The 25,570-nt window shown below is 35.1% G+C and carries 25 protein-coding genes and 1 other annotated feature (1 of these 26 running past the window's edge); of the genes, 18 read left to right on the top strand and 7 right to left on the bottom strand.

All coding sequences use genetic code 11. The annotated features are described in order from the left end of the window. Positions 1 to 508: 508 nt before the first annotated feature. The 3 genes from OEV98_RS02360 to OEV98_RS02350 all read left to right on the top strand — a co-directional run bounded on the left by OEV98_RS02360 (position 509) and on the right by OEV98_RS02350 (position 4,375). Positions 509 to 2,239: a methyl-accepting chemotaxis protein gene (locus OEV98_RS02360; RefSeq protein ID WP_263071540.1), complete on the top strand. Its 1,731-nt coding sequence runs from the start codon at positions 509 to 511 to the stop codon at positions 2,237 to 2,239. Positions 2,240 to 2,458: 219 nt separating this feature from the next. Continuing rightward, positions 2,459 to 3,526, top strand: coding sequence for an AbrB family transcriptional regulator (locus OEV98_RS02355; RefSeq protein ID WP_263071539.1), 1,068 nt, complete (start codon positions 2,459 to 2,461; stop codon positions 3,524 to 3,526). Positions 3,527 to 3,604: 78 nt separating this feature from the next. Next, positions 3,605 to 4,375 carry an SDR family NAD(P)-dependent oxidoreductase gene (locus OEV98_RS02350; protein ID WP_263071537.1) on the top strand — a complete coding sequence of 257 codons (771 nt, stop codon included), beginning with the start codon at positions 3,605 to 3,607 and terminating at the stop codon, positions 4,373 to 4,375. Between the two features lie 138 nt (positions 4,376 to 4,513). Here OEV98_RS02350 and OEV98_RS02345 read toward each other — a convergent pair whose 3' ends face one another. Further along, positions 4,514 to 5,350, bottom strand: a complete 837-nt coding sequence (locus OEV98_RS02345) for a class I SAM-dependent methyltransferase (RefSeq protein ID WP_263071536.1) — start codon at positions 5,348 to 5,350, stop codon at positions 4,514 to 4,516. A 258-nt stretch (positions 5,351 to 5,608) separates the two neighbouring features. On the opposite strand from OEV98_RS02345, the gene OEV98_RS02340 reads away from it, so the two are divergent. From OEV98_RS02340 to OEV98_RS02290, 11 genes are all read left to right on the top strand, one after another. Then, on the top strand, positions 5,609 to 6,766 hold the full coding sequence (locus OEV98_RS02340) for a M20 family metallopeptidase (protein ID WP_263071534.1): 1,158 nt from the start codon (positions 5,609 to 5,611) through the stop codon (positions 6,764 to 6,766). 64 nt (positions 6,767 to 6,830) lie between these two features. Beyond that, positions 6,831 to 7,604 carry a transporter substrate-binding domain-containing protein gene (locus OEV98_RS02335; protein WP_263071533.1) on the top strand — a complete coding sequence of 258 codons (774 nt, stop codon included), beginning with the start codon at positions 6,831 to 6,833 and terminating at the stop codon, positions 7,602 to 7,604. Positions 7,605 to 7,640: 36 nt separating this feature from the next. After that, entirely contained in the window at positions 7,641 to 8,300 is a 660-nt protein-coding gene (locus OEV98_RS02330) for an amino acid ABC transporter permease (RefSeq protein ID WP_263071531.1), read from the top strand. Then, a complete protein-coding gene (locus tag OEV98_RS02325; protein ID WP_317633775.1) occupies positions 8,293 to 9,015 on the top strand; it encodes an amino acid ABC transporter ATP-binding protein in 723 nt (240 codons plus the stop codon). The genes OEV98_RS02330 and OEV98_RS02325 overlap by 8 nt, the downstream gene beginning before the upstream one ends. A 535-nt stretch (positions 9,016 to 9,550) precedes the next feature. Further along, on the top strand, positions 9,551 to 10,342 hold the full coding sequence (gene motA, locus OEV98_RS02320) for a flagellar motor stator protein MotA (protein WP_263071530.1): 792 nt from the start codon (positions 9,551 to 9,553) through the stop codon (positions 10,340 to 10,342). Further along, complete coding sequence (motB, locus tag OEV98_RS02315; protein ID WP_263071528.1) at positions 10,339 to 11,145, top strand: flagellar motor protein MotB; 807 nt, start codon at positions 10,339 to 10,341, stop codon at positions 11,143 to 11,145. The genes motA and motB overlap by 4 nt, the downstream gene beginning before the upstream one ends. Before the next feature lie 172 nt (positions 11,146 to 11,317). Continuing rightward, positions 11,318 to 12,826, top strand: a complete 1,509-nt coding sequence (locus OEV98_RS02310) for a spore germination protein (RefSeq protein WP_263071526.1) — start codon at positions 11,318 to 11,320, stop codon at positions 12,824 to 12,826. 11 nt (positions 12,827 to 12,837) lie between these two features. Beyond that, positions 12,838 to 13,926: a GerAB/ArcD/ProY family transporter gene (locus tag OEV98_RS02305; protein ID WP_263071524.1), complete on the top strand. Its 1,089-nt coding sequence runs from the start codon at positions 12,838 to 12,840 to the stop codon at positions 13,924 to 13,926. Next, complete coding sequence (locus OEV98_RS02300; RefSeq protein WP_263071523.1) at positions 13,923 to 14,999, top strand: Ger(x)C family spore germination protein; 1,077 nt, start codon at positions 13,923 to 13,925, stop codon at positions 14,997 to 14,999. The genes OEV98_RS02305 and OEV98_RS02300 overlap by 4 nt, the downstream gene beginning before the upstream one ends. A 107-nt stretch (positions 15,000 to 15,106) precedes the next feature. After that, on the top strand, positions 15,107 to 15,388 hold the full coding sequence (locus tag OEV98_RS02295) for a DUF6509 family protein (RefSeq protein ID WP_263071522.1): 282 nt from the start codon (positions 15,107 to 15,109) through the stop codon (positions 15,386 to 15,388). 69 nt (positions 15,389 to 15,457) lie between these two features. Next, a complete protein-coding gene (locus OEV98_RS02290; RefSeq protein ID WP_263071521.1) occupies positions 15,458 to 16,120 on the top strand; it encodes an HAD-IA family hydrolase in 663 nt (220 codons plus the stop codon). A gap of 32 nt (positions 16,121 to 16,152) precedes the next feature. On the opposite strand, the gene cbpA is transcribed toward OEV98_RS02290, so the two are convergent. From cbpA to OEV98_RS02275, 3 genes are all read right to left on the bottom strand, one after another. Then, complete coding sequence (gene cbpA / locus OEV98_RS02285; RefSeq protein ID WP_263071520.1) at positions 16,153 to 16,779, bottom strand: cyclic di-AMP binding protein CbpA; 627 nt, start codon at positions 16,777 to 16,779, stop codon at positions 16,153 to 16,155. Positions 16,780 to 16,926: 147 nt separating this feature from the next. Then, complete coding sequence (locus OEV98_RS02280) at positions 16,927 to 17,166, bottom strand: DUF896 domain-containing protein (RefSeq protein ID WP_263071519.1); 240 nt, start codon at positions 17,164 to 17,166, stop codon at positions 16,927 to 16,929. A gap of 524 nt (positions 17,167 to 17,690) precedes the next feature. Further along, entirely contained in the window at positions 17,691 to 18,884 is a 1,194-nt protein-coding gene (locus OEV98_RS02275) for an MFS transporter (RefSeq protein ID WP_263071518.1), read from the bottom strand. A gap of 199 nt (positions 18,885 to 19,083) precedes the next feature. Here OEV98_RS02275 and OEV98_RS02270 point away from each other — a divergent pair, with 199 nt between their 5' ends. Then, on the top strand, positions 19,084 to 19,890 hold the full coding sequence (locus OEV98_RS02270) for an SGNH/GDSL hydrolase family protein (RefSeq protein ID WP_263071517.1): 807 nt from the start codon (positions 19,084 to 19,086) through the stop codon (positions 19,888 to 19,890). Positions 19,891 to 19,924: 34 nt separating this feature from the next. Here the strand turns inward: OEV98_RS02270 and OEV98_RS02265 are convergent, their stop codons facing one another. Beyond that, entirely contained in the window at positions 19,925 to 20,209 is a 285-nt protein-coding gene (locus OEV98_RS02265) for a hypothetical protein (RefSeq protein WP_263071516.1), read from the bottom strand. A 162-nt stretch (positions 20,210 to 20,371) separates the two neighbouring features. Then, complete coding sequence (locus OEV98_RS02260) at positions 20,372 to 21,040, bottom strand: GNAT family N-acetyltransferase (protein WP_263071515.1); 669 nt, start codon at positions 21,038 to 21,040, stop codon at positions 20,372 to 20,374. Positions 21,041 to 21,294: 254 nt separating this feature from the next. Here OEV98_RS02260 and OEV98_RS02255 point away from each other — a divergent pair, with 254 nt between their 5' ends. The 3 genes from OEV98_RS02255 to OEV98_RS02245 all read left to right on the top strand — a co-directional run bounded on the left by OEV98_RS02255 (position 21,295) and on the right by OEV98_RS02245 (position 23,530). Beyond that, positions 21,295 to 22,245, top strand: coding sequence for an NAD(P)-dependent oxidoreductase (locus OEV98_RS02255; protein ID WP_263071514.1), 951 nt, complete (start codon positions 21,295 to 21,297; stop codon positions 22,243 to 22,245). A gap of 118 nt (positions 22,246 to 22,363) precedes the next feature. Next, positions 22,364 to 22,585, top strand: a complete 222-nt coding sequence (locus OEV98_RS02250) for a YdbC family protein (RefSeq protein WP_263071513.1) — start codon at positions 22,364 to 22,366, stop codon at positions 22,583 to 22,585. Positions 22,586 to 22,714: 129 nt separating this feature from the next. Further along, entirely contained in the window at positions 22,715 to 23,530 is an 816-nt protein-coding gene (locus OEV98_RS02245) for a ZIP family metal transporter (RefSeq protein WP_263071512.1), read from the top strand. 297 nt (positions 23,531 to 23,827) lie between these two features. Here OEV98_RS02245 and metG read toward each other — a convergent pair whose 3' ends face one another. Beyond that, positions 23,828 to 25,474 carry a methionine--tRNA ligase gene (gene metG / locus OEV98_RS02240; protein WP_407676477.1) on the bottom strand — a complete coding sequence of 549 codons (1,647 nt, stop codon included), beginning with the start codon at positions 25,472 to 25,474 and terminating at the stop codon, positions 23,828 to 23,830. Between the two features lie 60 nt (positions 25,475 to 25,534). Continuing rightward, positions 25,535 to 25,570, bottom strand: a binding site (T-box leader); it runs 233 nt beyond the window's last position.

Here is a 25,570-nt window from a genome sequence, read left to right as displayed (position 1 = left end):
ATTGCGACCATTAGTTTGTGCAGTATATAAAAGAATATTCGGATTCCGGTTTTAACGAGTATGGTTTGTACGCCACTAATCACTCGCCGTTGCTTTTGGGTATCGGCTAGCAACGGCGCATAGTGGCTAGCAAACTTCGCCACTCCTCCGAACGATAAGTCAACATCGACTCGCAAGCTCGTCGTGTTTCCTATATCTTCTGCGGAAGGGCTCCAGTTTGTACGCCACTAATCATTCACCGTTGCTTTTGGGTATCGGCTAGCAACGGCGCATAGTGGCTAGCAAACTTCGCCACTCCTCCGTACGATAAGTCAACATCGACTCGCAAGCTCGTCGTGTTTCCTATATCTTCTGCGGAAGGGCTCCAGTTTGTACGCCACTAATCATTCACCGTTGCTTTTGGGTATTGCAATTGATTGAAAACAATAATAATATTAATATTAATTAATATAATTATTTTTTGACATTATATGACGTTTTTAAACAACAGGAGATTGGGGTGTACTGTTTGAAAAAGAAGCTTGTAAAAACTAAATCTAGCAAACGAACTTTTTTTAAGTTTAAAAGTTTAAAAGCGAAAATACTAAGTGGATTTTCGTTTGTTCTTGTTTTAGTATTAGCTTTATTTGTATTGAATTTTTTCAATATTAGTAAAACAAATGATGAAACAGAAGAAATCGTTGATGAACAAATGCAATTATTAATTACATATGAAAAAATGTCTTACAATGTTGCAGCTCGTTTAGCATCGGTAAGAGGGTATATGCTATATGATGATATGGCATATCGAAAGCAGTTTAATCAGTATGCGGCAGAAAGTGATACATATGCTGATACTATTTTAAGTAGGAATCCTTCGCCAGAAGAAAAAGCATTAGTGGATAAAAGTGTAGAATGGCAAAGAATGATTATCAATGAAGTTTATAGTGAATATTCGAAAGGAAATAAAGCAAACGCCCTTCAAATTTTATCCGAGAAGGTGCAGCCACTATCTACCGAATTAATAGATGGATTTGATAAACTATCAAAGGCACGTGAAGGGACGATAAATACATTAGGGGATACGATTATTTCGGATGGGGAACGTTCATTATTAATCACCACTATTGTATCCCTCCTTGTCATTATTGTAGGAATCGGGATTGCTATTACAACTTCGCGATCCATTACTAATCCGATTCGTTTAGTAATGAAACGAATGAAGCAAATTGCGGAAGGTGATTTAAGTAATCCGCCATTAATAGAAACAACTAGTGATGAAGTAGGACAACTTGTCATATCGACTAATGCAATGAATGCAAATATGCGAAATGTATTGATGAAAATTCAAAATGTCTCCGAAACGGTTAGCTGCCAAAGTGAGGAATTATCGAATTCTGCAAGTGAAGTGAAAGAGGCAAGTGAGCAAGTTGCATCTACTATGCAGGAATTAGCCTCTGGATCTGAAGCACAAGCAAACAATTCAATAGAGCTATCTTCGATGATGGAAAAATTTGCAAACGGTATTCAAGCAACGAATGTATATGGGGAGCAAATAGAGAAATCTTCCAATAATGTTTTAGATATGACAAATAATGGTAGTCGATTAATGGAATCTTCTACTACCCAAATGGCGAAAATTGACGAAATTGTACAGGAGGCAGTCGAGAAGGTTCAAAGCTTAAATGTACAATCCCAACAAATATCCAAGCTAGTAATTGTCATTAAAGAAATTGCGGACCAAACAAATCTATTAGCATTAAATGCAGCTATTGAGGCAGCAAGAGCAGGGGAACATGGCAGAGGCTTTGCAGTAGTTGCCGATGAGGTTAGAAAATTAGCAGAACAAGTAGCCTTCTCTGTAAAAGATATAACAAAAATCGTCTCCAATATTGAATCGGAATTTACGATTGTTTCCAGTTCCTTAGAGAATGGATATAAAGAAGTGGCACAAGGAACAAGTCAAATTAAAACAACGAATGAAATGTTCCACAAAATTAATCATTCTGTTAGTGAAATGGCAAATAGTATGAAAAATATATCAGACAATTTATCTAGTATTGCGGAAAGTAGTCAAGAGATGGAAGTACGAATCCAAGAAATTGCTGCAATATCAGAAGAATCGGCTGCGGGTATAGAACAAACCTCAGCTGCAGCTCAACAAACAAACAGTTCGATGGAAGAGATTGCAAATAACTCTACACAGCTATCCCAGCTTGCGGAAGAATTGAATGTATTAGTGAAACAATTTAAGATCTAACTTTACATTCTATAATGTTAATCAACAGGTGCTCCTTTATCGGAACCACCTGTTTTTTATTTGTCCTATCACGTTTATAGAATCGAATGAGTTTCCCTAGCATTTTTATAAATTTCTAAAGAAAATCTTTCATATATTTAGGGAAACGAATTTTTACGGATAAAATTTACGGTATAATTAGAAAATGAACATCAGAAATGTTTCGAAGGAGCAAAGCATATGTTAAATAATCAAGTTTTTCGTTTATTAGAAACCTTTCTAGTTGCTACTTTTGGCGGCTATATTTTCTCTTTGTTACATCTGCCACTACCTTGGGTACTAGGCGCTCTTTCCTTTGTTATGCTTTGGCAAGGATTTATGAAAAGGAAAGCTTTTGTGCCAAATACAGTAAAAAATAGCGGATTTATTATTTTAGGATTAAATTTCGGATTATATTTTACGAAAGAAACATTCGAAACTGCTTCTGCATATTTTTTACCATATGTACTAATTACGATAATGTTGATTATTATCAGCATGGTCATCGGAATTATCATTTCTAAGTGGATAAAGGTTGATAAAATGACAAGTGTTTTTTCTTGTATTCCAGGTGGACTTTCGGAAATGACTGTTGCAAGTGAGTCACTTCATGCAAAATCATCGTTTGTGGCAATTTTTCAAACGGTAAGATTAGTTACAGTTCTATTTACTGTGCCATCGGTAATGTCTTTCTTGTTTCTTGATAAAACAACAACGACTATCCAACAAGCGGTAACTACGATTTCTGCTCCACCTATCTGGAATTATTTATGGTTTATTATTCCGATTGCTGTTGCACTATTTATTCAAAATAAAGTGCCTGCTGGCATTATTATAGGTGCGCTCGGATTTACAGCATTATTAAATTTGAGTCCGATTGAATTACCGAGCATTCCTATTGTACTCATGCACGTTGGTCAAATTCTAGTGGGGGCTGGCATCGGAAAGAATATTAATTTCCAAGATTTGAAGATTGGCGGAAAATATAGTCTTGTTTATTTCGGAGCTTCACTTACTATTATTGCGTTTGCATTTGGACTTGGCATGATATTTGCAAGCTTTACCTCGTTGAATTATGCAACTGCTATTTTAAGCATTGCACCTGGTGGTTTATTTGAAATGGTTGTGACTGCATATAACATTGGCGGTGATCCAGCTATAGTCAGTGCGTTACAACTAACACGGATATTAATGATCGTATTATGTGTACCGCCTTTTATGAAATGGAAATATGGAGTTGCAGAGGAATCACCAATTTATAATAGTTGATAAATAATTGATTAATAGAATTAAAAAGGGTAATATATATACTGTAAACGCTATCATTCTTTTTGAGGGGGAGTTTTGATGGGGAAGCTGGATGGTAAAGTCGCAGTTATTACAGGCGGTGCTGGTGGTATTGGAAAAGAAACAGCAGCTTTATTTTTAAAAGAAGGTGCACGTGTTGTTTTAGTAGATTTATTTGAAGATTCGTTACAGAAAACGAAGACTGAGCTACATACATATGGGGAAGTGTTAACGGTTCAGGCAGATGTTTCGAAGGAAGCGGATGTGAAAAACTATGTAAAAACAACAGTAGATCATTTTGGGAAAATTGATGTGTTCTTCAACAATGCTGGTATTGAAGGGAAAGTTGCACCCATTGTAGAACAAACAGTGGAGGATTTTGACAAAGTTATTGCAGTAAATGTCCGAGGAGTTTTTCTAGGATTGAAGCATGTGTTAAATGTAATGAATAGCCAAGGATATGGTAGTATAATCAATACTTCATCAGTGGCTGGATTACATGGGAGTGAAGGTGTTTCTCCATATGTTGCCTCTAAGCATGCTGTAGTTGGTTTGACAAAATCGGCTGCATTAGAAGCAGCACATGCAAATGTTCGCGTGAACTCTATCCATCCATCACCAGTGAATACAAGAATGATGCGATCACTTGAGGCAGGATTTAATCCAGAGGATGCAGAAGCGGTAAAAGAGGAGCTTGCAAAATCGCTTCCGTTAGGCAGATATGGGGAACCAAGTGATATTGCAAAATTAGTATTGTTTTTAGCTTCCGATGATAGTGAATTTATTACAGGTGCACAGTATCGTGTAGATGGTGGCCAAGGGGCAAAATAACGGGGGCAAGTCAAACAGGGGTTGAAATATATCGTAATTTGAGTTCACTTTAATAGTGAGCTCATTTTTTTATTAATCATAATAGCTTTCAAACGAAAAATGCGCAGCATCCGAGGATGCTGCGCAAAAGAGATAAGCTTATTCTGCAACAAATGCAAATATCGATAATGGCTCCCTATTATTTGTTTGAATAAACTCTTTTAAAATATTTATTTCAGATTTAATTAATAGCTTAAGTTTTTCTGGCATGCCAATTGAATTTTCAAACATTGTATCGATTTCTTTTAAAGTGTAACTAATTTCCCACTCTCCATCTTGTAGCTTAGGGGAAACAATTGATTGTTCCTTAATCGTTTTCCAACCGCTGCTTTCCAATAGTGACTGTATATCATTTGGAGTGAACAGAGTTCGGACATTTGCTTCACTTTGTTGCTTAAATGCTTCATACTGCGCTTGAATCAATATGGAAAGTAAATGGGGATATTGATTCAATGATTGAATCCGTGTATCCCATTCTGCAAAGCAAAGTTGCTTCCCCCATTTCCGGATTTTTTGAAAAATCTTTTCTAATTGGACAGCAGATGAGAAATACCAGGAGCAGTGAGATAATACAATATAGTCAAAGGAATGATCAGGAAAATCAATTTCAGTAGATAGTATATCTACTTCAAACTCCATTTTTATTTGTTTACCTAGTGCCGATTTCATTATATAGGATGCAGAATCACCTAATGTTATTGGGGCACCATAGGATGCAGAACCAATATCTACGCCATGAACAAGCCCATCTTCGCCAACTAAATAAGCTAAAACAACCGTAGTATCCCCTTGGCCACAGCCAATTTCCAATACCCGCTTGCCTTTCTCAATCCCCCAAAACTCAGCTAATTTCAAACGATGTTCCGTCTGGATTTGTTGTATTTCATTATCGCTAGGCATACAGGAAAGAATCGTTTGTAACCTATTAGTATTCATTATATTCCCCCTTTATAAACGAAAGCTTATTCACGAAAATACGAAACTATCTAAATGTTAACATATTCATTTAGAAATAATAAGCTTTTGATCAAATGCTGTTAGTGGTTAAATATACGAAAAGAGGTTCTACTAGGAAACTAACGATTATCAATATTTTTTTTAAAAAAAGTATTGCCTCGTATTGTGACAATATGTTATAAATATACATGTTAGTAAATATTAATACATCTCATACAAAAAAGGTGATCCAATATCATGAAGGAAAGTTTGAAAACGGAATGGAATAAAATTGAACAGCAATTATGGAATTTAAGTGATTATTTATATGAACATCCCGAAATTGGAGATCAAGAATTTGAATCTAGTAAATTACTAGCTAATTTGCTAAAAGACCATGGGTTTACAATAGAAATGGGAATTGTTAACCGTCCGACAGCATTCAGAGCAGAATATAAAAGTGACAAGCCTGGTCCAACTATTGCCTATTTAGCGGAGTATGATGCATTACCGGGAGTCGGCCATGGGTGTGGGCATAATTTAATTGGTACGATGAGTGTTGGTGCTGGTATTCTAATTAGTAAAGTAATTAATCAAATTGGTGGAAATGTAGTAGTTCTTGGAACTCCTGCTGAGGAAACAAATGGTGCAAAAGTACCGATGAGTGAACAAGGAATTTTTAATGCGATTGATGTTGCAATGATTTTACATCCAAGTGACCAATCCTTTGTTAGTGGAGAGTCATTAGCAATGGATGCAATCCAATTTGCGTATACTGGAAAATCTGCACACGCAGCAGCTTCTCCTGAGAAAGGAATTAATGCACTAGATAGTGTGATTCAATTATTTAATGGAGTTAATGCCCTTCGACAACATGTCACACCAGATGTAAGGATCCATGGGATTATTGCAGAAGGTGGAAAAGCAGCCAATGTCGTTCCAGATTATGCAGTGGCACAATTTTATGTGCGTGCAAAGGAACGGGAATACTTAAATGACGTAGTTGAAAAGGTAAAAGCTATCGCAAATGGTGCAGCCTTAATGACAGGTGCTTCGTTGGAAATATCCAATTATGAGTTAAGTTATGACAATATGATAACAAACCAACAATTATCCGATATTTTTACTGCAAATTTACAAGCGGTAAGCGATCTGCCGATAAATGAAGCGAAACAAGGATATGGCTCCATTGACATGGGGAATGTAAGTCATGTCGTTCCGGCTATTCATCCATACATTAGTTTGAATAAACTAGGTTTAGTAGCACATACACAAGAATTTGCAGATCAAACCATTACAGAAGATGGACATACAGCATTGTCTAGTGGTGCATTGGCGTTAGCTGGAGCAGGTTATGATGTGTTAACAGATGAGAATCTTTTGAAATCAATACAGGCAGAGTTTAAAAATAAGTAGTATTTTTATAGATAAAAATGTATAAATATCAAAAAGTGATTATAATTATGAGGGGAGAATAAAAATGAAAAAATGGGTTATTAGTAGCTTTTTACTTGTTATCGTTATAGGAATGTTAGCAGCATGTGGAACAGCCGAAAAATCAAATGGTTCATCTAGTGGGTCTGGGGAAAAGAAAATATTGAAGATGGCAACATCTGCTGATTTTCCACCGTTTGAATCCTATGATGCAGAAGGTAATTTCGAAGGCTTTGATATAGAATTAGCGCATATCATTGCGGATGAATTAGGTTATGAATTACAAATAGAAGATATGCAGTTTGATGGACTTATAGGTGCATTACAATCTGGTCGTGTGGATATGGTATTGTCTGGAATGAGTGCGGATGAAAAACGTAAAGAAAATGTTGATTTCTCTATGGAATATCACCGTTCAGGAGAAATGTTTATTTCCCAACCAGATGCAGGAATAGATAAAATTGATGATTTACAAGGTAAAGTTGTTGGCGTTCAGCTTGGTACTATTCAAGAAGAAGGTGCGGATGAATTAAGTGAACAATATGGATTTGAAGTTAAAAAAGTAGATAACGCAACAATTTTAATACAAGAATTAGTATCTGGTCGTATCGATGTTGCTTATATGGATAAAACAGTTGCTACTGGCTATATTAAAGCACAAGGCTTTGTAGGTTTTGATGATCCAACAACCAGTTCTCCTGGTATGGGAATTGCCTTCCCTAAAGGTAGTGAATTGGTGGATGACGTAAATAAAGTGTTAGAAGAACTAAAAGCAAATGGAAAAATTGCAGAACTAGAAGAAAAATGGATTAAAGAATAAACAGTTAATTGCAACTAGAAAGAGAGGTGATAAGGCATGAATTTGGATTTTAGCCAAATCGTGCCTTATATTCCTTTTATGTTGAAGGGAATAGGGGCAACACTAAAATTTGTTAGTATTTCAATATTGGTAGGATTTATATTAGGGACAATATTAGCATTATGTAAAATAACGAATAAACCAGTGTTGAAATGGTTTGCAGCAGCATATACTTCCATTTTTCGCGGTACACCATTAATTTTGCAATTAATGATTATATATTTTGCGATACCACAACTAACAGGATATGATATTGATGGGTTTTTAGCGGCGATACTAGCCTTTGGATTAAACTCCGCAGCCTATGTTTCGGAAATTATTCGTGCCGGAATTATGGCGGTTGATCATGGACAAACGGAGGCAGCAGAAGCCCTTGGTATCCCATATAAACCAATGATGCTAAACATTATATTACCGCAAGCAATCAAAAATATTTTACCAGCACTTATGAATGAATTTATCACGTTAACTAAAGAATCTGCCATTGTTTCTACGATTGGTTACCTAGACTTAATGCGGAGAGCACAAATTGTAGGTGCCGATCTATATCGTAATTTTGAACCATTATTAGTTGCAGGGCTTATATACTGGATAATGGTTGTTATTTTAACGAAGATTGGTAGTATGGTAGAAAGGAGGATGCGATATAGTGATTAAAGTAAATAATATTTCTAAAACGTTTGGTAAAAATGAAGTATTGAAAAATATTTCGACATCGATTAATCAAGGTGAGGTTGTTGCTGTCATCGGTCCTTCTGGTTCTGGAAAATCTACCTTTTTACGTTGTATAAATTTATTAGAAACTCCATCAGCGGGAGAGATTTGGATAAAAGATACCGAAATAACAAATCCTAAAACGAATAAACAAATGGTAAGACAAAAAATCGGTATGGTATTTCAACATTTTCATTTGTTTCCACATATGACAGTGCTAGAAAATATTACTTACGCACCTCAAAAAGTGAATAAATTATCAAAAGAAAATGCGGAAAAAATTGCAAAGAATCTTTTATCGAAAGTTGGTCTACTTGATAAAATGGATAGCTATCCTAATCAATTATCTGGCGGTCAAAAACAACGGGTTGCAATTGCAAGAGCATTGGCGATGGAGCCAGAAATAATGTTATTTGATGAACCAACATCCGCATTAGACCCAGAAATGGTAAAAGAGGTGCTAGATGTTATGAAGGATTTAGCAAACACTGGCATGACTATGATTATTGTTACACATGAAATGAACTTTGCCCGTGAAGTAGCTAATCGTATTTTATTTTTAGATGAAGGTGTTTTATTAGAAGAACAAATACCAGCCATATTCTTTAATCAACCATCTACGGTAAGAGCTCAGGAATTTTTAGCTAAAGTATTATAGTTTTGAAATAGTAAAAGAGGAAAAAGACTGTCCCGAAAGTGATGTACTTTTGGAGGACGTCTTTTTTTTTGATAATTAGCTATAGAAATGAATATTAACCTTTTTTCCATTTCTATTAAACTTTCCTTCAATTAACACTAAAGATTTGCTGAAAAATGTCGATAAAGAAAGAGAAGGAATAATTAAATATAGTCGTTGTTATAGTGTGATAGCTTTCACAATAGAAATAGACAAACTCTTAATAGCAACGATATAAAAGGTTAATGCTTTAAAAATTAAACTGTTTTCTAAAGGATTGTTGTTATTTCATGAGATAGGATTATTAAATGAAACGCTGAGCAGACGGAATATACGAAGACTCCCGCGAGAAAGCGAGACAGGGGAAACCCTGCAGGAGCGAAAGTGACAAGTAGCAACGCTGCTCGCCCGAATGGATGTGCGGACAGTATACCGTCTGCGTTCTTTTGAGAAAAAGCAACAATCTATACGAAAACAGACAAAAATTAAGTTTGAAAAGAATAGACAGGTGAGTATGATGGATAAGTCTTCAATCATTGGAGTTATATTTGGTATCGTAGCCATTGGGGTCGGAATGGTTTTAAAAGGGGTTAGTCCAGAAGTATTGGTCAACCCTGCGGCAATATTAATCATTATTTTAGGTACAATCGCATCCGTTGTTATTGCATTCCCACTGAATGAAATTAAAAGAGTACCAAAATTATTTGGAATTTTATTTAAGGAAAGTCAAAAGGAATCTATTACTGATTTAATCGTAATGTTTTCCGAGCTGTCTCAATTAGCAAGAAGAGAAGGTATTTTGTCTTTGGAAAGACGAATAGAAGAAATTGATGATCCATTTCTAAAAAATGGACTTTCCTTAGTAATAGATGGGAAAAACTCTGAATTCATTAGAGATGTATTAAGCGAAGAAATTGATGCGATGGAAGAAAGACATCAAGCAGGTGCATTAATATTTACACAGGCAGGAACATATGCACCAACTTTAGGTGTTCTTGGTGCGGTTGTCGGGTTAATAGCCGCATTAGGTAATATGAATGATACCGAGGCACTTGGTCATGCCATTAGTGCCGCGTTTGTTGCAACATTACTAGGTATCTTCACTGGATATGTTTTTTGGCATCCGTTCGCAAATAAATTAAAACGTAAATCAAAAAACGAAGTGCAAGTAAAATACTTAATGATTGAAGGAATTTTATCCATAATTGAGGGAGAGGTTCCATCAGTAATTGAACAAAAACTATCATCCTATTTACCAGCTAGTGAACGGAAACGATTCCTAGAAGAAAGAAGTGGGCAAAAATCATGAGTAAACGAAAGAAAAAAGAGAAACATGAAGAACATGCAGATGAATCATGGCTTCTTCCATACTCCGATATGCTCACCTTGCTTTTGGCACTTTTTATCGTTCTCTTTGCAGCAAGTAATGTAGACGCACAAAAATTTCAAGCGATGTCGCAAGTGTTTGGTGAAATATTTACCAATGGTGAAGGGATTATGGAGCAACCTAATACAGTTCCAAGTACGGAATTAGATGCAATGGTTGAGCAAAAGGAAGAAAAGGAAGAAAAGGAAGATAAGCAAGAACAAGAAGAATTAGAAAAACAACAAGGAACAACAGAGGAGCAAGAAGCGAATAAAGTAGGAAATACAGAAAAAGAACAATTAACTGCAATACAAGAAAAAATTAATAATTATATTATTAATAAAAATTTATCTGGTCAGCTGCAAACAAAGCTAACGGATGAAGGGTTACTAATTGTGATTAATGATAATGTGTTTTTCGCATCGGGTAGCGCATCTGTTCGTCAACAAGATATACAAATTGCCCAGGAGTTGAGTGAATTATTAGTACTCAACCCACCACGAAATATTATCATCAGTGGCCACACCGATAATGTGCCGATTCATAATAGTAATTTTCAATCGAATTGGGAACTTAGTGTAATGCGTGCGGTAAACTTTATGAAAATATTACTTCAAAATGGTAATTTAGATCCTGCTCATTTTAGTGCAAAAGGATTCGGGGAACATCAACCGGTTGCTTCAAATGATACGAATGAGGGAAGAGCAAAAAACCGAAGGGTAGAAGTACTAATATTACCTAACTAGTAAAATGAAGCGTTAAAAAATTATGGAGAGTTTGAGAAAGGTCTACGTCATTTACGTAGACCTTTTTTTATATCAAAGGGAAATCATACGTCGAGGAAAAATGGGATTATTGGATAGCTTTAAACTTTCTGGAAATAATATACTCGATTTCTATTGATAAGGGGAATTTACCATGAAAAACAGTTTTTTTAAAAAAGGCGGAAAAGACAAGGAAAGTAAAGATATCAAAGACAAAACAAGCAAAAAAGAAAATCTCATTTCCATGTCTAAAGATTATAAAAAAGTTATATATACGAATGAAAAAACGAATATTGAGTTTAAAATTGAATATATTTCCTCCCTTGTCGATGAGAAAATTATTCAAAAAAGTGCACTCCCATATTTATTAGAAAAAGAATTTACAAAAATAACGGATATTAAGGAAATTCTCCCGATTGCGGAGGTAGAAATTTCTGAGGACCCGAAACAAATCGAAGAACGTTTATTTACAGGATTTGTCGTGCTAACTATTTCCAGTAATAAAGAAAAATTTTGCTTCTTTTCTGCACAGAAAGAAATCGGCAGAAATATTTCTGTCCCTGAGGTAGAATTTAGTGTTATCGGTCCAAAGGAAGCTTTTGTAGAAACATTAGAGCAAAATTTAAATTTAATTCGTAAACGATTACCAGTTAAAGAACTTATTGTAGAAGAAACAACGGTTGGACAATTATCGAAAACGAAAGTTGCCATTATTTATCTACAAGGAGTCGTTGACGATGAAAATGTAAATACAGTGAAACAGAGAATTAATGATATAAAAATAGACCAAATTACCGATAGTTCCTTTATCGGTCAAATTATTTCGGATAATAGAAATTCTCCATTTCCGCAAGTCCTAGACTCGGAACGACCAGATCGGGTAGCAGCAGTTCTATCAGAAGGAAAAATAGCGGTTATTGTGGATGGTTCACCACATGCTCTAATTGCACCAACAACTTTGATTGAATTTTTTAGCTCATTTGAAGACTATTTGTTAAATTGGATTCTTGCTTCCTTTTTCAGGGTTATTCGTTTATTTGCAGTTGCTTTTTCGATTTTAGTTACACCATTATACGTAGCAACACTAACCTATCATTATGAATTAATCCCACAGGATTTATTAAGCATTTTAATTACATCAAGAAGAGTGATCCCGTTTCCACCAATTTTAGAGGTTCTCTTTTTAGAGCTTACAATTGAATTATTGCGTGAAGCTGGAGCACGACTTCCAACAAAGGTTGGCCAGACAATCGGTATCGTAGGAGGGATTGTAATTGGAACGGCAAGTGTAGAGGCTGGTCTCACTAGTAATGTTTTACTAATATTTGTGGCATTAGCAGCACTTGCTTCCTTTACTACTCCTGTATATCGGATTGGTAATACGATTCGATTATTACGGTTCCCATTTTTATTACTGGCAGAGCTATGGGGAATCATCGGGATTGCACTAGGGTTCTCCCTATTGTTAACACATCTTATTCGCCTGACATCCTTAGGAAGACCTTATTTAGAACCAATTTATCCAACAAGACTTGTGGATTTTAAAGATTCATTTATTCGATTACCACTAGATGCGCAAAGGAAGCGTCCATTATATTTAAGATCAGAATCACCTAAACGAATGAATCCTAAAGGAAATAAAAAGAAAGATATTGATGAATAGAGGTTGTTATTATGTCAGTAAATATCCCAGTGACAAACAAAATATCACCATTTCTTGTGTTTTATCTCATTCACACGATGCAAGTCGGTGTTGGAATGCTGGGGTTTCAAAGAATTATTGCAACATATGCTGGGACAGATGGCTGGATTTCCGTTCTTTTGACAGGAGTAATACTTCATATTCTCATGTGGATGATGTATAAAATGTTAGCTATAGTGGACGGAGATATCGTTACAGTACATAACTATATTATCGGAAAAAAAGCAACAAAAATTGTCTGCATCCCGATTATTCTTTACTTTTGCTTATTTGCTATTTCAGTATTACGAACGTATATTGAAATTATCCAAGTGTGGATGTTTCAGGAATTAGAAACATTTTGGTTTGCGCTTATTTATTTGCTTTTAGTTATTTATATTATTTATGGTGGTTTTCGAACCATTGTTGGAATCGCATTTTTTTCGATAGTTTTGCCAATATACATATTGGTATTATTCTTATTCACGGTACCTTTTGCGGATTTTTCTAATCTTCTCCCAATTTTTGATCACTCGATTGGAGATATTTTAAAAGGATCACGTAATATGACATTTACCGTGTTAGGTTTTGAAAGTATTTTATTATTTTACCCTTTTATAAAAAACCCCAAGAAATCGCACAAATATGCACATTTGGCGATTTTATTTACAACGATTGTATATCTATATATATGTATATTGACATTTTCCTATTTTTCCGAAAATCAGCTTCAAAAAAATACATGGCCAACATTAACGATGTGGAAAATCATTAGATTGCCTTTTGTGGAGAGGTTTGAATATATCGGAATTGCTAGCTGGTTTTTGCTTATTTTACCTATTATTGCCATTAGTATATGGGGGACAAGTCGAATCATTAAGCAGGTATACTCTATTCGGCAAAGACGCTCGGTTCTTGTTATTTCTCTACTATGTTTAATTGGTATTTGTATACCGACCACAAGATCCGAAATTAATATGGTAACAGATTTGACCGCTAAAATCGGATTTTATTTTTGCTATATATACGTCCCAATTTTATTTGTTGCCACTTTAATTAAAAAGAAGGTGAAAAAATCGTGAAATCAATTGAGACTATACTAATAATGGCTATTTTCACACTTTTTCTTAGTGGTTGTGTTGAAAAAGAAATATTGGATGATATTAATTTAATTGATGGAATCGGATTTGATTATGTCGATGGGAAGAAAATAAGGGGGACAATCGTTTTTCCTATTTTTATAAAAGATAAACCACCGGAAAATCGGGTCTTAACCGGAGAATCATTGTTGAAAAAAGAGATATTGCAGGATATTCAACTGCAAGCAGCAGATCCAATTGTTACAGGTAGTATGGAAGTTGTTTTATTTAGTAAAGAACTAGCAACGAAAAGTGGCATTACGGAATTAATGGATCCCTTTCAACGAGATCCTGGAGTAGGATCAGGCATTTATTTGGCCGTAGTAGAGGGAGAGACGAAGGAGTTATTTGAAGGGAAATATGGGGTTCGTGGCAATTCCACCCATATATCCGATATAATTGATGAAAATATTCGGAATGAAGATTTACCAAAAACCAATTTGCAAATTTTTCTTGCCGATTTTTATTCGGAAGGGAAATCTCCGTTCATGCCAATTATTAAAAAGAAATCAAAAGATGTGGTGGAATTAACAGGAGTAAGCTTTTTTAATAAGGGAAAGCTTGTCGAAACAATTTCATCAGATAAGATGTTTTTCTTCAAGCTTCTTGTCGATAAATATAGTGAAGGATTACATCGTGTGAAAATAGAGGAAGGGGAAGCGGCGATTCGAAGTATTCGATCGGTTCACCATTACAAATTGATAAAAAAAAATCCAATGGAAGTGGAGGTAACAATTGACGTTCAAGGTATTATTAATGAATTTAATGGAGATAAAATGTATCCGAATTTAGAACGAAAATTAAACAAACAATTTGAGAAAGAAATAAATCAAGAATGTCTTGCATTAGTAAAAAATTTTCAGGAGAAAAATATTGATCCAATTGGTTTTGGTCATTTTGTAAAAACACAAATTCGTGGCTTTGATTATAAAAAATGGCATGAATCTTTATATAAAGACTTAGTAGTAAAAGTAAAGTCAAATGTTGAAGTTACCGAGGCAGGAGTCATTCAATAAATAGAATAAATAATTCCACTAGCATAAATAGAAAAAGTAATAGATAATATTGATAGGCTATACGTACTATTTTTTATAGAGGAAGTTAAAAGAAAGGAAGTATGTACATGGAAATCATTTCTCATGAGGTCGAAAAATTATTTGATCCAACAGGAATTTTACCGGGTGACCGTTATGAATTTCTATTAAATATTGAGGTACCTGAAGATGACGAGTTATACTCGGAAAATGGTTTATACATAAAATTAATTTATGCCGTGGATGATAGAGGACCGCGAATTGCTCAATATCAAATTTTTGAAAGTATAACCGATACGTATTTAGACTTTGCCTTGGATGAAGAAGAAGAGGCGGCAATTAGCGATTACTGCAAACAATTTATTGAATAACGATCCAAAAGAGGTAACTGAATCAGTTGCCTTTTTTAATTGTGGCGTTTCAAAAAAGGGGAAGAGATTATGGGGAAATATCGATTGATTTTATTTGATTTAGACGGAACACTTTCTGATCCAAAAGAAGGGATTACAAAATCAGTTCAATTCGCATTAAAGCAAATGGGAATAGAAGAGCCGAATCTAGATAGATTGGAAGAATTTATTGGGCCACCACTTCAGGAATCTTTTGCCCGCTATTATGGGTTTTCGGAACAAGAGACGCAGGCTGCCATTACATTTTATCGGGAAAGATTTATGACTAACGGAATGTTTGAAAATGTTTTATATGAGGATATTTTTTTGCTACTGTCATTGTTACATAATGAAAACTATCACCTAGTAGTCGCCACTTCCAAGCCTACGGTATTCTCTGAAACAATTTTATCCTATTTTCAACTAGATAAGTATTTTGAAAAAATTATCGGGAGTAATTTAGATGGAACTAGATCATCGAAAGCAGAGATTATAAAATTCATTTTAGAAGAATATAAGGAATACCGAAAAGAAGAAGTGATTATGATTGGTGACCGAAAGCATGATATTATTGGTGCAAATAATATGGGGATTGATTCGATAGGAGTTACCTATGGATATGGAACTTTAGCTGAATTACAGCAAAGTGGACCTACGTATATTGTGGATAGTGTAATGGGAATTAGAAATGTATTAGAAAAGCCAAGCAGGTAATAAGTATAGTACTTGCTTGGCTATCAGGAAAGTTAACTATTTGTTAAGAGCTGATCCTCATGTACAATTTTAAAGTTTGCTTCTGTTAAATCTTTGCGAAGATTCGCTAATGCTTTTTCCTCAATAGTTTCAGGAACAGTGAAAACAATTTGGCGAACAAATTTACTGCTATGCAATGTTATTAACGATTGGATAGAAGAATGCTTGCTGACAATCTTCGTTAGTGTTTTTAGCGTATTATCGAAGTCATAAACTGCTATTGTTATAGAATGACCTTTAGAAGAAATGGCAAAAGCATCTTCCGCTACACTCATAACCGCTGCATGGGTTAAAATACCAACAAATTCTTGGTTGGTATTTAATACCGCAAGAAATGGTAATTTTTTAATGGTAAAAAACACACGGTAAAATGATTCGTCCTCATATACTACAGCGTCTTTGTCATCGGCAATTTGTAAAACAGAATCTGCAAGTGATCCTTTGTACTTATACGTATCAATTTCATATACATTGCCTAAAAATTTTGTTTTAGTCTTGTCTAGAATAGGTACACAACGAAACCCGGTTCTCTCGAGGTGTTCGCGAGCCTGTGCAATAGAGTATTCTTCTGTAATAAATTGAACTAAGCTTTTTTTCATGTAATTATTTCGAACCTGCATACGTTTCCCCCCTTAAAATCATAAGTATATTAATTATACAACAGATTTCAAGAAAAAAAATAATTATATAAATATTTTCACAAATAAAATAGATATCTTATAAAAAATATCCCTAAAGACTAGCCAAGGGATATTTATAAAAAACTATTATCTACCATGTAAACCTTTCGTTTTTTGGATATTTTTCAGCTTTTCCGGGGTTACATCATTATTTTCCTCATCAATAATCTTTAAGCCTTCAATTGTATTGCGCATCCCACCACGAAACGATTCTATGTAGGCTTTTCTTAATTCTAATTGTTCTTTTTGTTCCGATAAAGTTAAACTACTAGATTTTGCTTTTCTTGCAAGTTCATTTATTCTTTCTAATTGTTTTTTTGGTAACATTGTTGCATCTCCATTTCTTATTGTATGATATAGAGTACCTTTATTTCGTAATTTCGTAACAATAATCTTTTACAGTATTTCAAAATATATTCGTACTCATGCAGTAATCGTTAATCATTTCTAATTAAGTCTAAATTTTGTAAAAAATTCCAGTTGACCAGTACGCAGAATTATCGTATACTTATTAAGGTTTGTTATTGGTATATCGTATCTCTATATCTTTGCCGAAAGATTTGTGCCTAATGAGATAGACCATTCGTGATATTTGCTGAGAATTGACTCCGAATATTACGATTGCACCGTAGGGAAACGGTACTCATTGTGATGAAGCGAATCAAGGCTGAAAGGGGATTTCCCCAGCTTTTAATTTCTTTCAACAAAACCTAACATAAAATAGATACAGTTTATAAGAAGAGATGCTCATGAAAGAGCAATCTCTTTTTTTGTTCTTAGTTTTAAAAAGCAATAATTGCATTTGTAGAGCTATTAATTACAAACCAAATGATGAAGAACGTTTCCTTTCACTACTTAACTAATTCTTTTTCATTAGGTAAAAATGCCGAAAGTATTGCTCCTAGTAGAGGTAATAAGGAAAGCATAGTGAAAACCATCGATACTCCAAAGATGTCAGAAATACTACCCATGAAAACCGAGCCTATGCCCCCAGCTCCTACCCCAATTCCAATCGTTAATCCGGAAGCAAGGCCGATATTTTTTGGTAACAATCGTTGCATATAAACAACAGTTATGGAAAAGGATGCAAGAACCGTTAAACCAAATAGCAATAAATCGACAATTGCTAGAAAGCCATGTAAATGTGGAAATAGTAATGCAAAAGGTGTGGCAATGGTCATTGAAATAACAAGTAACCGTTTCATGCCTAGTTGATCCGATAAAATACCACCTAACAATGTACCAAGTGCACCTGCTCCTACAAAAACAAAGTTTAATATTTCTGCTTGTTCCAAACTAAGATTTGAAAAATAAAAAGGAAGAAAGACGACAACACCCACTTGACACCAAGATCGGAGAATGATGACAAGTACTAATAGGGTGGCTCCTGAAATATGATTTTCTCCCGTTATCGATTTGATTGGACCTCTATTTATTTGTACTCTTTCATTTAACCATTTTAGCAATGGTACAGTAAGAAAGAATGATAAAAATGCTACCGGTAATAACCAAATAAGTCCTTCTATTCCTGAATACACTAAAAACAGTGGAATCATCAACGGTCCAATAGCCTGTCCTGCATTTCCTCCTACTTGAAAAATGGCTTGTGCAAGTGCCTTTTTCTGACCGGAAGCAAAATGTGTGCCACGTGAAGCTTCTGGATGAAAGATTCCCGATCCTAGTCCTGACATTGCAATAAAAACTAACAGCCATGGTAAAGATGGTGCGAGTGCTGTTAGTGCTAGCCCAGTAATGGAGAGAAACACTCCGAGTGAAAATAACCAGACTCGTGGTTTTTTGTCTGCAAGCATTCCAAATAGTGGTTGCATTATTGATGATGTCAAATATGAAACTAAAACAATCATTGTTGATTGTGTATAATTCAACTCGAATGCATCTTTATACATTACAACAAGTGCTGGAACCATTCCGGTTGTGACTAAATCGTTTAAAAAATGTGATCCACTAAAAGTATACAGTGCTCGAGGATAAAAATCTGGTGTATTGACTGCAAGAATCTTTTGATTCGCGAGCTGACTTCCCATCTGAATACCTGCTTTCTATTTCTAGTAATGAAATAATCTGATAGTCGTATTTTATCATAGTAATGTATTAATAGGTTATCGATTGAATTTAGTTCTGTGAAGTTTTTCCTATTTATGTTTTAGAAAATGAATTAGAAACATAAAAAGTGAGAAAAGTGGTGAAATTATAAACGGAATACATCATGAAGGAAGTGACAGCTTGAAGAACCATCTGAAATTTATCTTTGCTTTTTCTAGTCTGTTTTTTTTGTTTTTTGTTGGTGTAGAACAAATACAGAATACAAGGATGGTTATTGCGGAAAAGAAAAATTTACTTGCACCAGTAAATCTGGATGAAAAGGGCACGATGTCTTACCTTAATTACTTGGAATATTTATCGATAACGGAGAAATCGGTAAAGATTGCAGTAATTGGTAGCAGTGTAACAAAGGGATCAGGTGCTTCAAAGCAGGAGTACCAATGGCCAAATCAATTGATTCATTATTTGAAAAGGCTACCTGGCAAAGATTTTTCTAAGCTCAGCTTACATAATTATGGGGTTTCCCGATTTAAAGCGAAGGACTTAATAGCAAACCGTCAAGTAGATAAGCTTATATTTGAAAAACCAAAACTTGTTATTTTTGAAACATCTGTCATTAATAATTTTCGTCAATCCACGCCAATGAACGACACGCTTTTTTATATAGAGGAACTGCTGCGAACAATTCAGGAAGGATTACCCGATGCAAAAATTTTAGTGATTTCCCCAAATCCGATTAGTGATAAAGGGAAAAATAAGAGCGGTTACTTTTATCAGGATTATTTAGAAGAAACAGGTCAGTTTATAGTAAAAAATGGTTATGATTATATAAATATGTATGAGGGTATCAATCAATATCTTTCAAAGGAAAAGCTATCATTAAATAATATTCTCGCTGATGGAATTCACCCGAACGATGAAGGCTATCGAATTTGGTTTGAAGTGTTAAGGAATTATTTGGAACATATGCAGGTAATTATTGAATAAAGGAGGAGAGAGAAAGTCATCCACTATTCCTCCTTCATTCTTTTCCCTTACTTTCCCGATAAGCTATGATGGTTGTTTTTAAGGATGCATAGGAACCAATTGCTGCATACCCATAAAACCATCCCATAAAAATACCTGCGATTACATCCTTTTTATGGCTAAAAAAGACCGATATGATTAATCCAATAACTAAGGCTATTGATGGAACAAACTGTTTTGGGACTTTGAAAAATAGTTTGATGAGCTGTGTTACTATCATGACGATTGGCACTGCTGTTACGGCATCCCAAAAGTTTGTATGAATCGTTGGAAAATCCATAATTATCACCACCTAAAGGGTAGTTTTGCGTTTGAATCGGAAATTTATCCAACAGTATTAAAACAAATTAAACTATTTGCAAATAGGTAATACAACATAAAAAAGTTGTCAGTACCCTTTTAGGAATACTAACAACTTTCCTTTCGAACTATTCACGGAGCTTTATAATTCTACAAGTGATATTTCGGCTGTTTCGTTTAACTGTTTTATCATTTGTAACCATTTTTCTGGCTTGTTGGAAAGTACTTGATAATAAATTTGCAAAAATTGTGCGATAAATTTTCCTTCTAAGCCATTGATTTCTTTGTAAGGCAAAAAGCATAAATCTAATTGCTGAACAGCTTCCCCATTATTCTCCCATGATGGATGAACGTAAGGGAAATTAAGACGGCGATAACCAAGATGGGATAATACTTCCCTACGAACAAACGGATCCATCACTTTGTTCCCACCAAACGAATAATCTTTTGCACGATAGGGATCATAAATTTCTGCAAACATTCCTAATATTTGTGTTCCAGACTGATCGGCTAGTTGTTTAAGATCAGCCTCCCGATTGGCTGCCAAAAAGCGTCCAATTCCAAGACCTTCCCGTTTAATAATGGTGAAGTCAGTCATCGCAACATTCATATTTGGATAATAACGATATTCCGTTGCCCCCACAACTTCCTCCTTATGAACGGCAACAAATACGCGAATTGACGGATCTTCTAACGGTTCCTTCCATAATTCAAAAGCTAAAACCTCTTCTGCTGGAAAAATTTCCTTCATTAAATTATGTAGCTGCCGAAAAAGTGGATTTTGAATATTATTAATTTGAACGTATTCCATAACCATCCTCCTTGTAGTTTTTTGCAATAAAATACTATTAGCTTTTAGTTTAAAAGTTTCCTATGTTTTCGACAAGCTATCAATCTTGAACAATCGAATGTTTTTTATCGATAATTATAATGAAACAAATAAAAATATGATAAAATAATATCTAAAATTAATTTAGAATCAGAAGTGTCGGAATATTTTAGTATGGAGATTTCAAAAGTTATATCCGAAGATTATTTTCTTTAAAAAAGGCGAGGAGAAAAAGCATGAAAATATTGTTTATGATACGTGATGCCTTCTATGAGGCAAATCCTAAGCTAATCGAGGATGCAAAAAGGCTAGGAGAAGTAAAGGTTCTTTTTACAGATAATGGTATTGACAATCGAACATTATTGGAAGAGGTAGCCGAAGTAGATATTATTGTTGTAGCCGTTGTGAAAATTACTAAGGAGGTCATTGATGCGGCTACAAACTTAAAATATATTATTAAATATGGTGCTGGATATGACAACATCGATGTTGCTTATGCAAATGTAAAAGGGATTGTTGTTACAAACTCACCAGGACAGAATGCAGAATCAGTTGCCGATCATGCTTTTGGACTAATGCTTGCATCTGCACGAAACATTGCTCAAAAGGATAAGGAACTAAAAGAACATCATTGGGAATTAACCTTAGGATATGAAATCCATCGGAAGCGACTAGGGATTATTGGATTTGGTTCGATTGGTAAAGCAATCGCGAAACGAGCATTAGGATTTGAAATGGACACTGTTGCTTTTGGAAATTATAAGGATTTCGAAACGGCGGAAAAATTGCATGTTCAATTTGTCGAGAAAGAAGAATTATTTTCTACCTCAGATTTTATCATTATTGCAACTTCTATTAATGAGAAAAATCGCGGTATGATCAATAAACATACCCTTGGTATGATGAAATCTACCGCCTTTATCATTAATGTTTCTCGTGGGGGGTTAATAAATGAAGAGGATTTAATCGATTTCTTGAAGTACCGTAAAATAAAAGGTGCGGCACTCGATGTTTTTGCAACAGAACCACCTTTGAATGAGTTAGCAACATTGGATAATGTCGTTGCAACTCCGCATATTGGTGGTTCAACGAATGAATCCATCCGCAGAATCGGCGAGGTAACGCTCCGTAACATTCAACGATTTCTCGAAGGTGAACAACTTGATTATATAGTGAAATCGAAATAAAACATTATTAGTATATTAGCTATCGCCTAAAATTATTTAAATGAATGGTATTTGGGTAAAGTTATGTATATGAGGATCCGTAATTCAAGATATAAAATGATGGAATGGAGGCGCAAGTATGGCAGAAATAAAATATGACATTATAAAAAATATCGGTAATTTATCGACATCACCTAAAGGGTGGTCAAAGGAACTTAATATCATTAGCTGGAATGGGAAGGAAGCTAAATATGATTTGCGAGACTGGTCACCTGAGCATGATAAGATGGGGAAAGGTGTAACACTTTCTACAGAAGAGATGAAAAAATTAAAGGATCTATTAAATGGGTTGGATTTTTAGTTAGTTTCTCAATATCAAAAATGTAAATAATTGACGTATTGCGTGGGGGAGGGCTAAAATGTTTACTATTGGAAACTTTTTCACCGAATCCACTGATAAAGAAAAACTAGACTGAAGGAGTTTATTAACATGATAGATTTTTTTCAAACTCTTCACCCAATTACCCAAGCGCTTTATGCCACATTATTTACGTGGGGAATGACTGCGCTTGGTGCAACCCTAGTATTTGCTACAAAAACATTAAATCAAAAATTATTAGATAGTATGTTAGGATTTGCTGGTGGAGTTATGATAGCTGCAAGCTATTGGTCATTATTAGCACCTGCAATTGAAATGTCAGAACATAATAGTATTGGCTCTTGGTTTCCAGCAGCATTTGGTTTTTTATTAGGGGGAGTATTTTTATGGGGAATTGATAAAATATTGCCTCATCTACATCCGAATGCACCGATTGGAACAGCAGAAGGCTATCATCCGAAGGAAAGAAAAAGAAGTACTTTATTAGTACTTGCAATTACATTACATAATATACCAGAGGGATTAGCAGTAGGGATTGCTTTTGGAGCACTTGCAAATGGTGGAACAGAGGCTTCATTAGCAGGGGCATTGACATTAGCACTTGGTATCGGTATTCAGAACTTTCCTGAAGGGGTTGCAGTATCGATGCCGTTAAGAGGAGAAGGGATGTCTCGCCGTAGAAGCTTCTTCTATGGGCAATTTTCGGGTATGGTGGAACCAATTGCAGCGGTTATTGGAGCATTAGCAGTTGCATTTATTGAACCGTTATTACCATACGCGCTAAGCTTTGCAGCTGGAGCAATGATTTTTGTAGTTGCTGAAGAGGTTATCCCTGGTTCTCAGGAAAAAGGGAATAAAGATTTAGCTTCCATGAGCTTAATGATTGGCTTTGTTGTAATGATGATATTAGACGTAGCATTAGGTTAAAGACTAGTGAATATTTTTCTCTATTACCATACGAAGATATAAAAGGAAGAGGCTTGGACATAACAATTGATGTTTAAATGTAAGATGAACAATAATTCGGAAAGCGAAGGAAATATACGTAGACTCCTGCGGGAAAAGCATGAGCCGAAGACCCCGCATGAAGCGTAGCGGAGGAGACTATGGCCATGCCCGCGGAAAGCGAAGTATATTTCCAGAGCAAATTTACCTACTTAACTTTGTTCGGATTCTCTTACATAAAAATACTTTTGTCCCAGCCTCTTTTTCATTGGGTAATTCCTAAAAATTAGTAGCTTGTTGATATAATCTCTCTATTTCACTATCGATGCATTGTATATCGATACGGGTGAATAACGGTTTTACAGGATCAGCAAGTTTGCCTGAATAGGCAGAAATTGGTTCCCATTGAAGCGGTGGTAATGATAGCCATTGGGCTAATTGATTACTAGAAAAGGGAAGGAAAGGCGCTAATAATTGGGTTAAATTTGCAATAATTAATACACAATGATAAATCGCCTCATCACATTCCGTTTTATTTTCTGTTATCGTTTTCCAAGGCTTTTGTTCATCGAAGTACTTATTAGCATCTCGAATAAATGCAAAAATTAATTCTAATGCTTGTTTGAAATGTGCATTTTCGATTAATGCACTGCTATCTCGATAAAGTTTTTCGATTTTCACTTGAATGTTAGCATCTGTTTTAGCTCTCGGTACAACTCCGTTATAGTTTTTTTCAATAAATTTCAATGTTCGATGAACAAAATTTCCGTATCCACCAAGAAGTTCGGAATTATGACTATAAATAAATTCCCGCCACGAAAAGTCGGTGTCACGGTTTTCTGGTGCATTTATTGTTAAAAAATAACGAATGGAATCTGGCTCATACCGTTCTAAAATATCGGGTACCCAAACCGCCCAATTTCGACTAGTGGATAATTTTTTTTTCTCTAATGTAACATATTCGTTAGAAACAATATAATCCGGTAAAGCCTCTTGCTTTTGTAAGCCTAGTAGTATAGCTGGCCATATAACGGTATGAAACGGAATATTATCTTTCCCATGGATATAATAGGAGATCGTATTCTTTCCCCAAAACTCCGTCAAATCTTGCCCGGTTTCCTTTGCCCATTGGATACTAGCAGTATAATAACCGGAAACGGCTTCAATCCAGACATATATTTTTTTATCCTCGTATCCTGCCACTGGAATATTAACCCCTAGTGGCAAATCTCTTGATACTGCTCGGTCATGTAAGCCTTCGTTTATATACCGTTCCGTAAGTTGGATTGCATTATCTCGCCAAGTGCCTTTCGATTTCATTTCGTTTACATAGCTAGTTAATTTATCTTCCCATTTGCTTATAGAGAAATAAAAGTGCTCTGTTTCCTTCACTGTAGGAGTAGAACCGCAAAGCTTACAACGTTTATCCAGTAAATCAAGTGGATCTAAAATGGTAGAGCAAAAATCACATTGATCGCCCCGTGCTTGTTTCCCGCAATTCGGACATATTCCTTCCACATATCGATCTGGAAGAAACTGCACACATGATTCACAATATGTTTGTTCGATTACTTTTTTATAAATAAAGCCATTTTCCATTAGCTGCAAAAAGATTTCCTGTACGGCTTGATGGTGTGTGGAGTTATCTGTTCTTGTGTATATATCATAGGAAAATCCTAGTTTTGAAAAACATGCTGCAAATTCTGCATGATAACGGTCGGTAATTTCTTTTACTGGTACGTTTTCTTGTTTAGCTCGGATAGCAATTGGTGTTCCATTACAATCACTTCCAGATACATATAAAACATTTTCCCCCCTTTGGCGATAATATCTTGCTAATATATCCCCTGGCAATAGACTAGATATATGACCAAGATGTAAGGATCCGTTAGCATATGGCCATGCTCCTCCAATAAAAATACTCATTTGACATTCCTCCAATGAAATAATAATGACATTAAAAAAAGCCTCGTCCTTAAAAATAAATTTAAGGACGAGGCTTGGATTCCCCGTGGTACCACC

The organism is Perspicuibacillus lycopersici (assembly GCF_025660475.1).
GTDB lineage: Bacteria > Bacillota > Bacilli > Bacillales > Caldibacillaceae > Perspicuibacillus > Perspicuibacillus lycopersici.
This window is presented reverse-complemented; position numbering and strand designations above follow the sequence as displayed.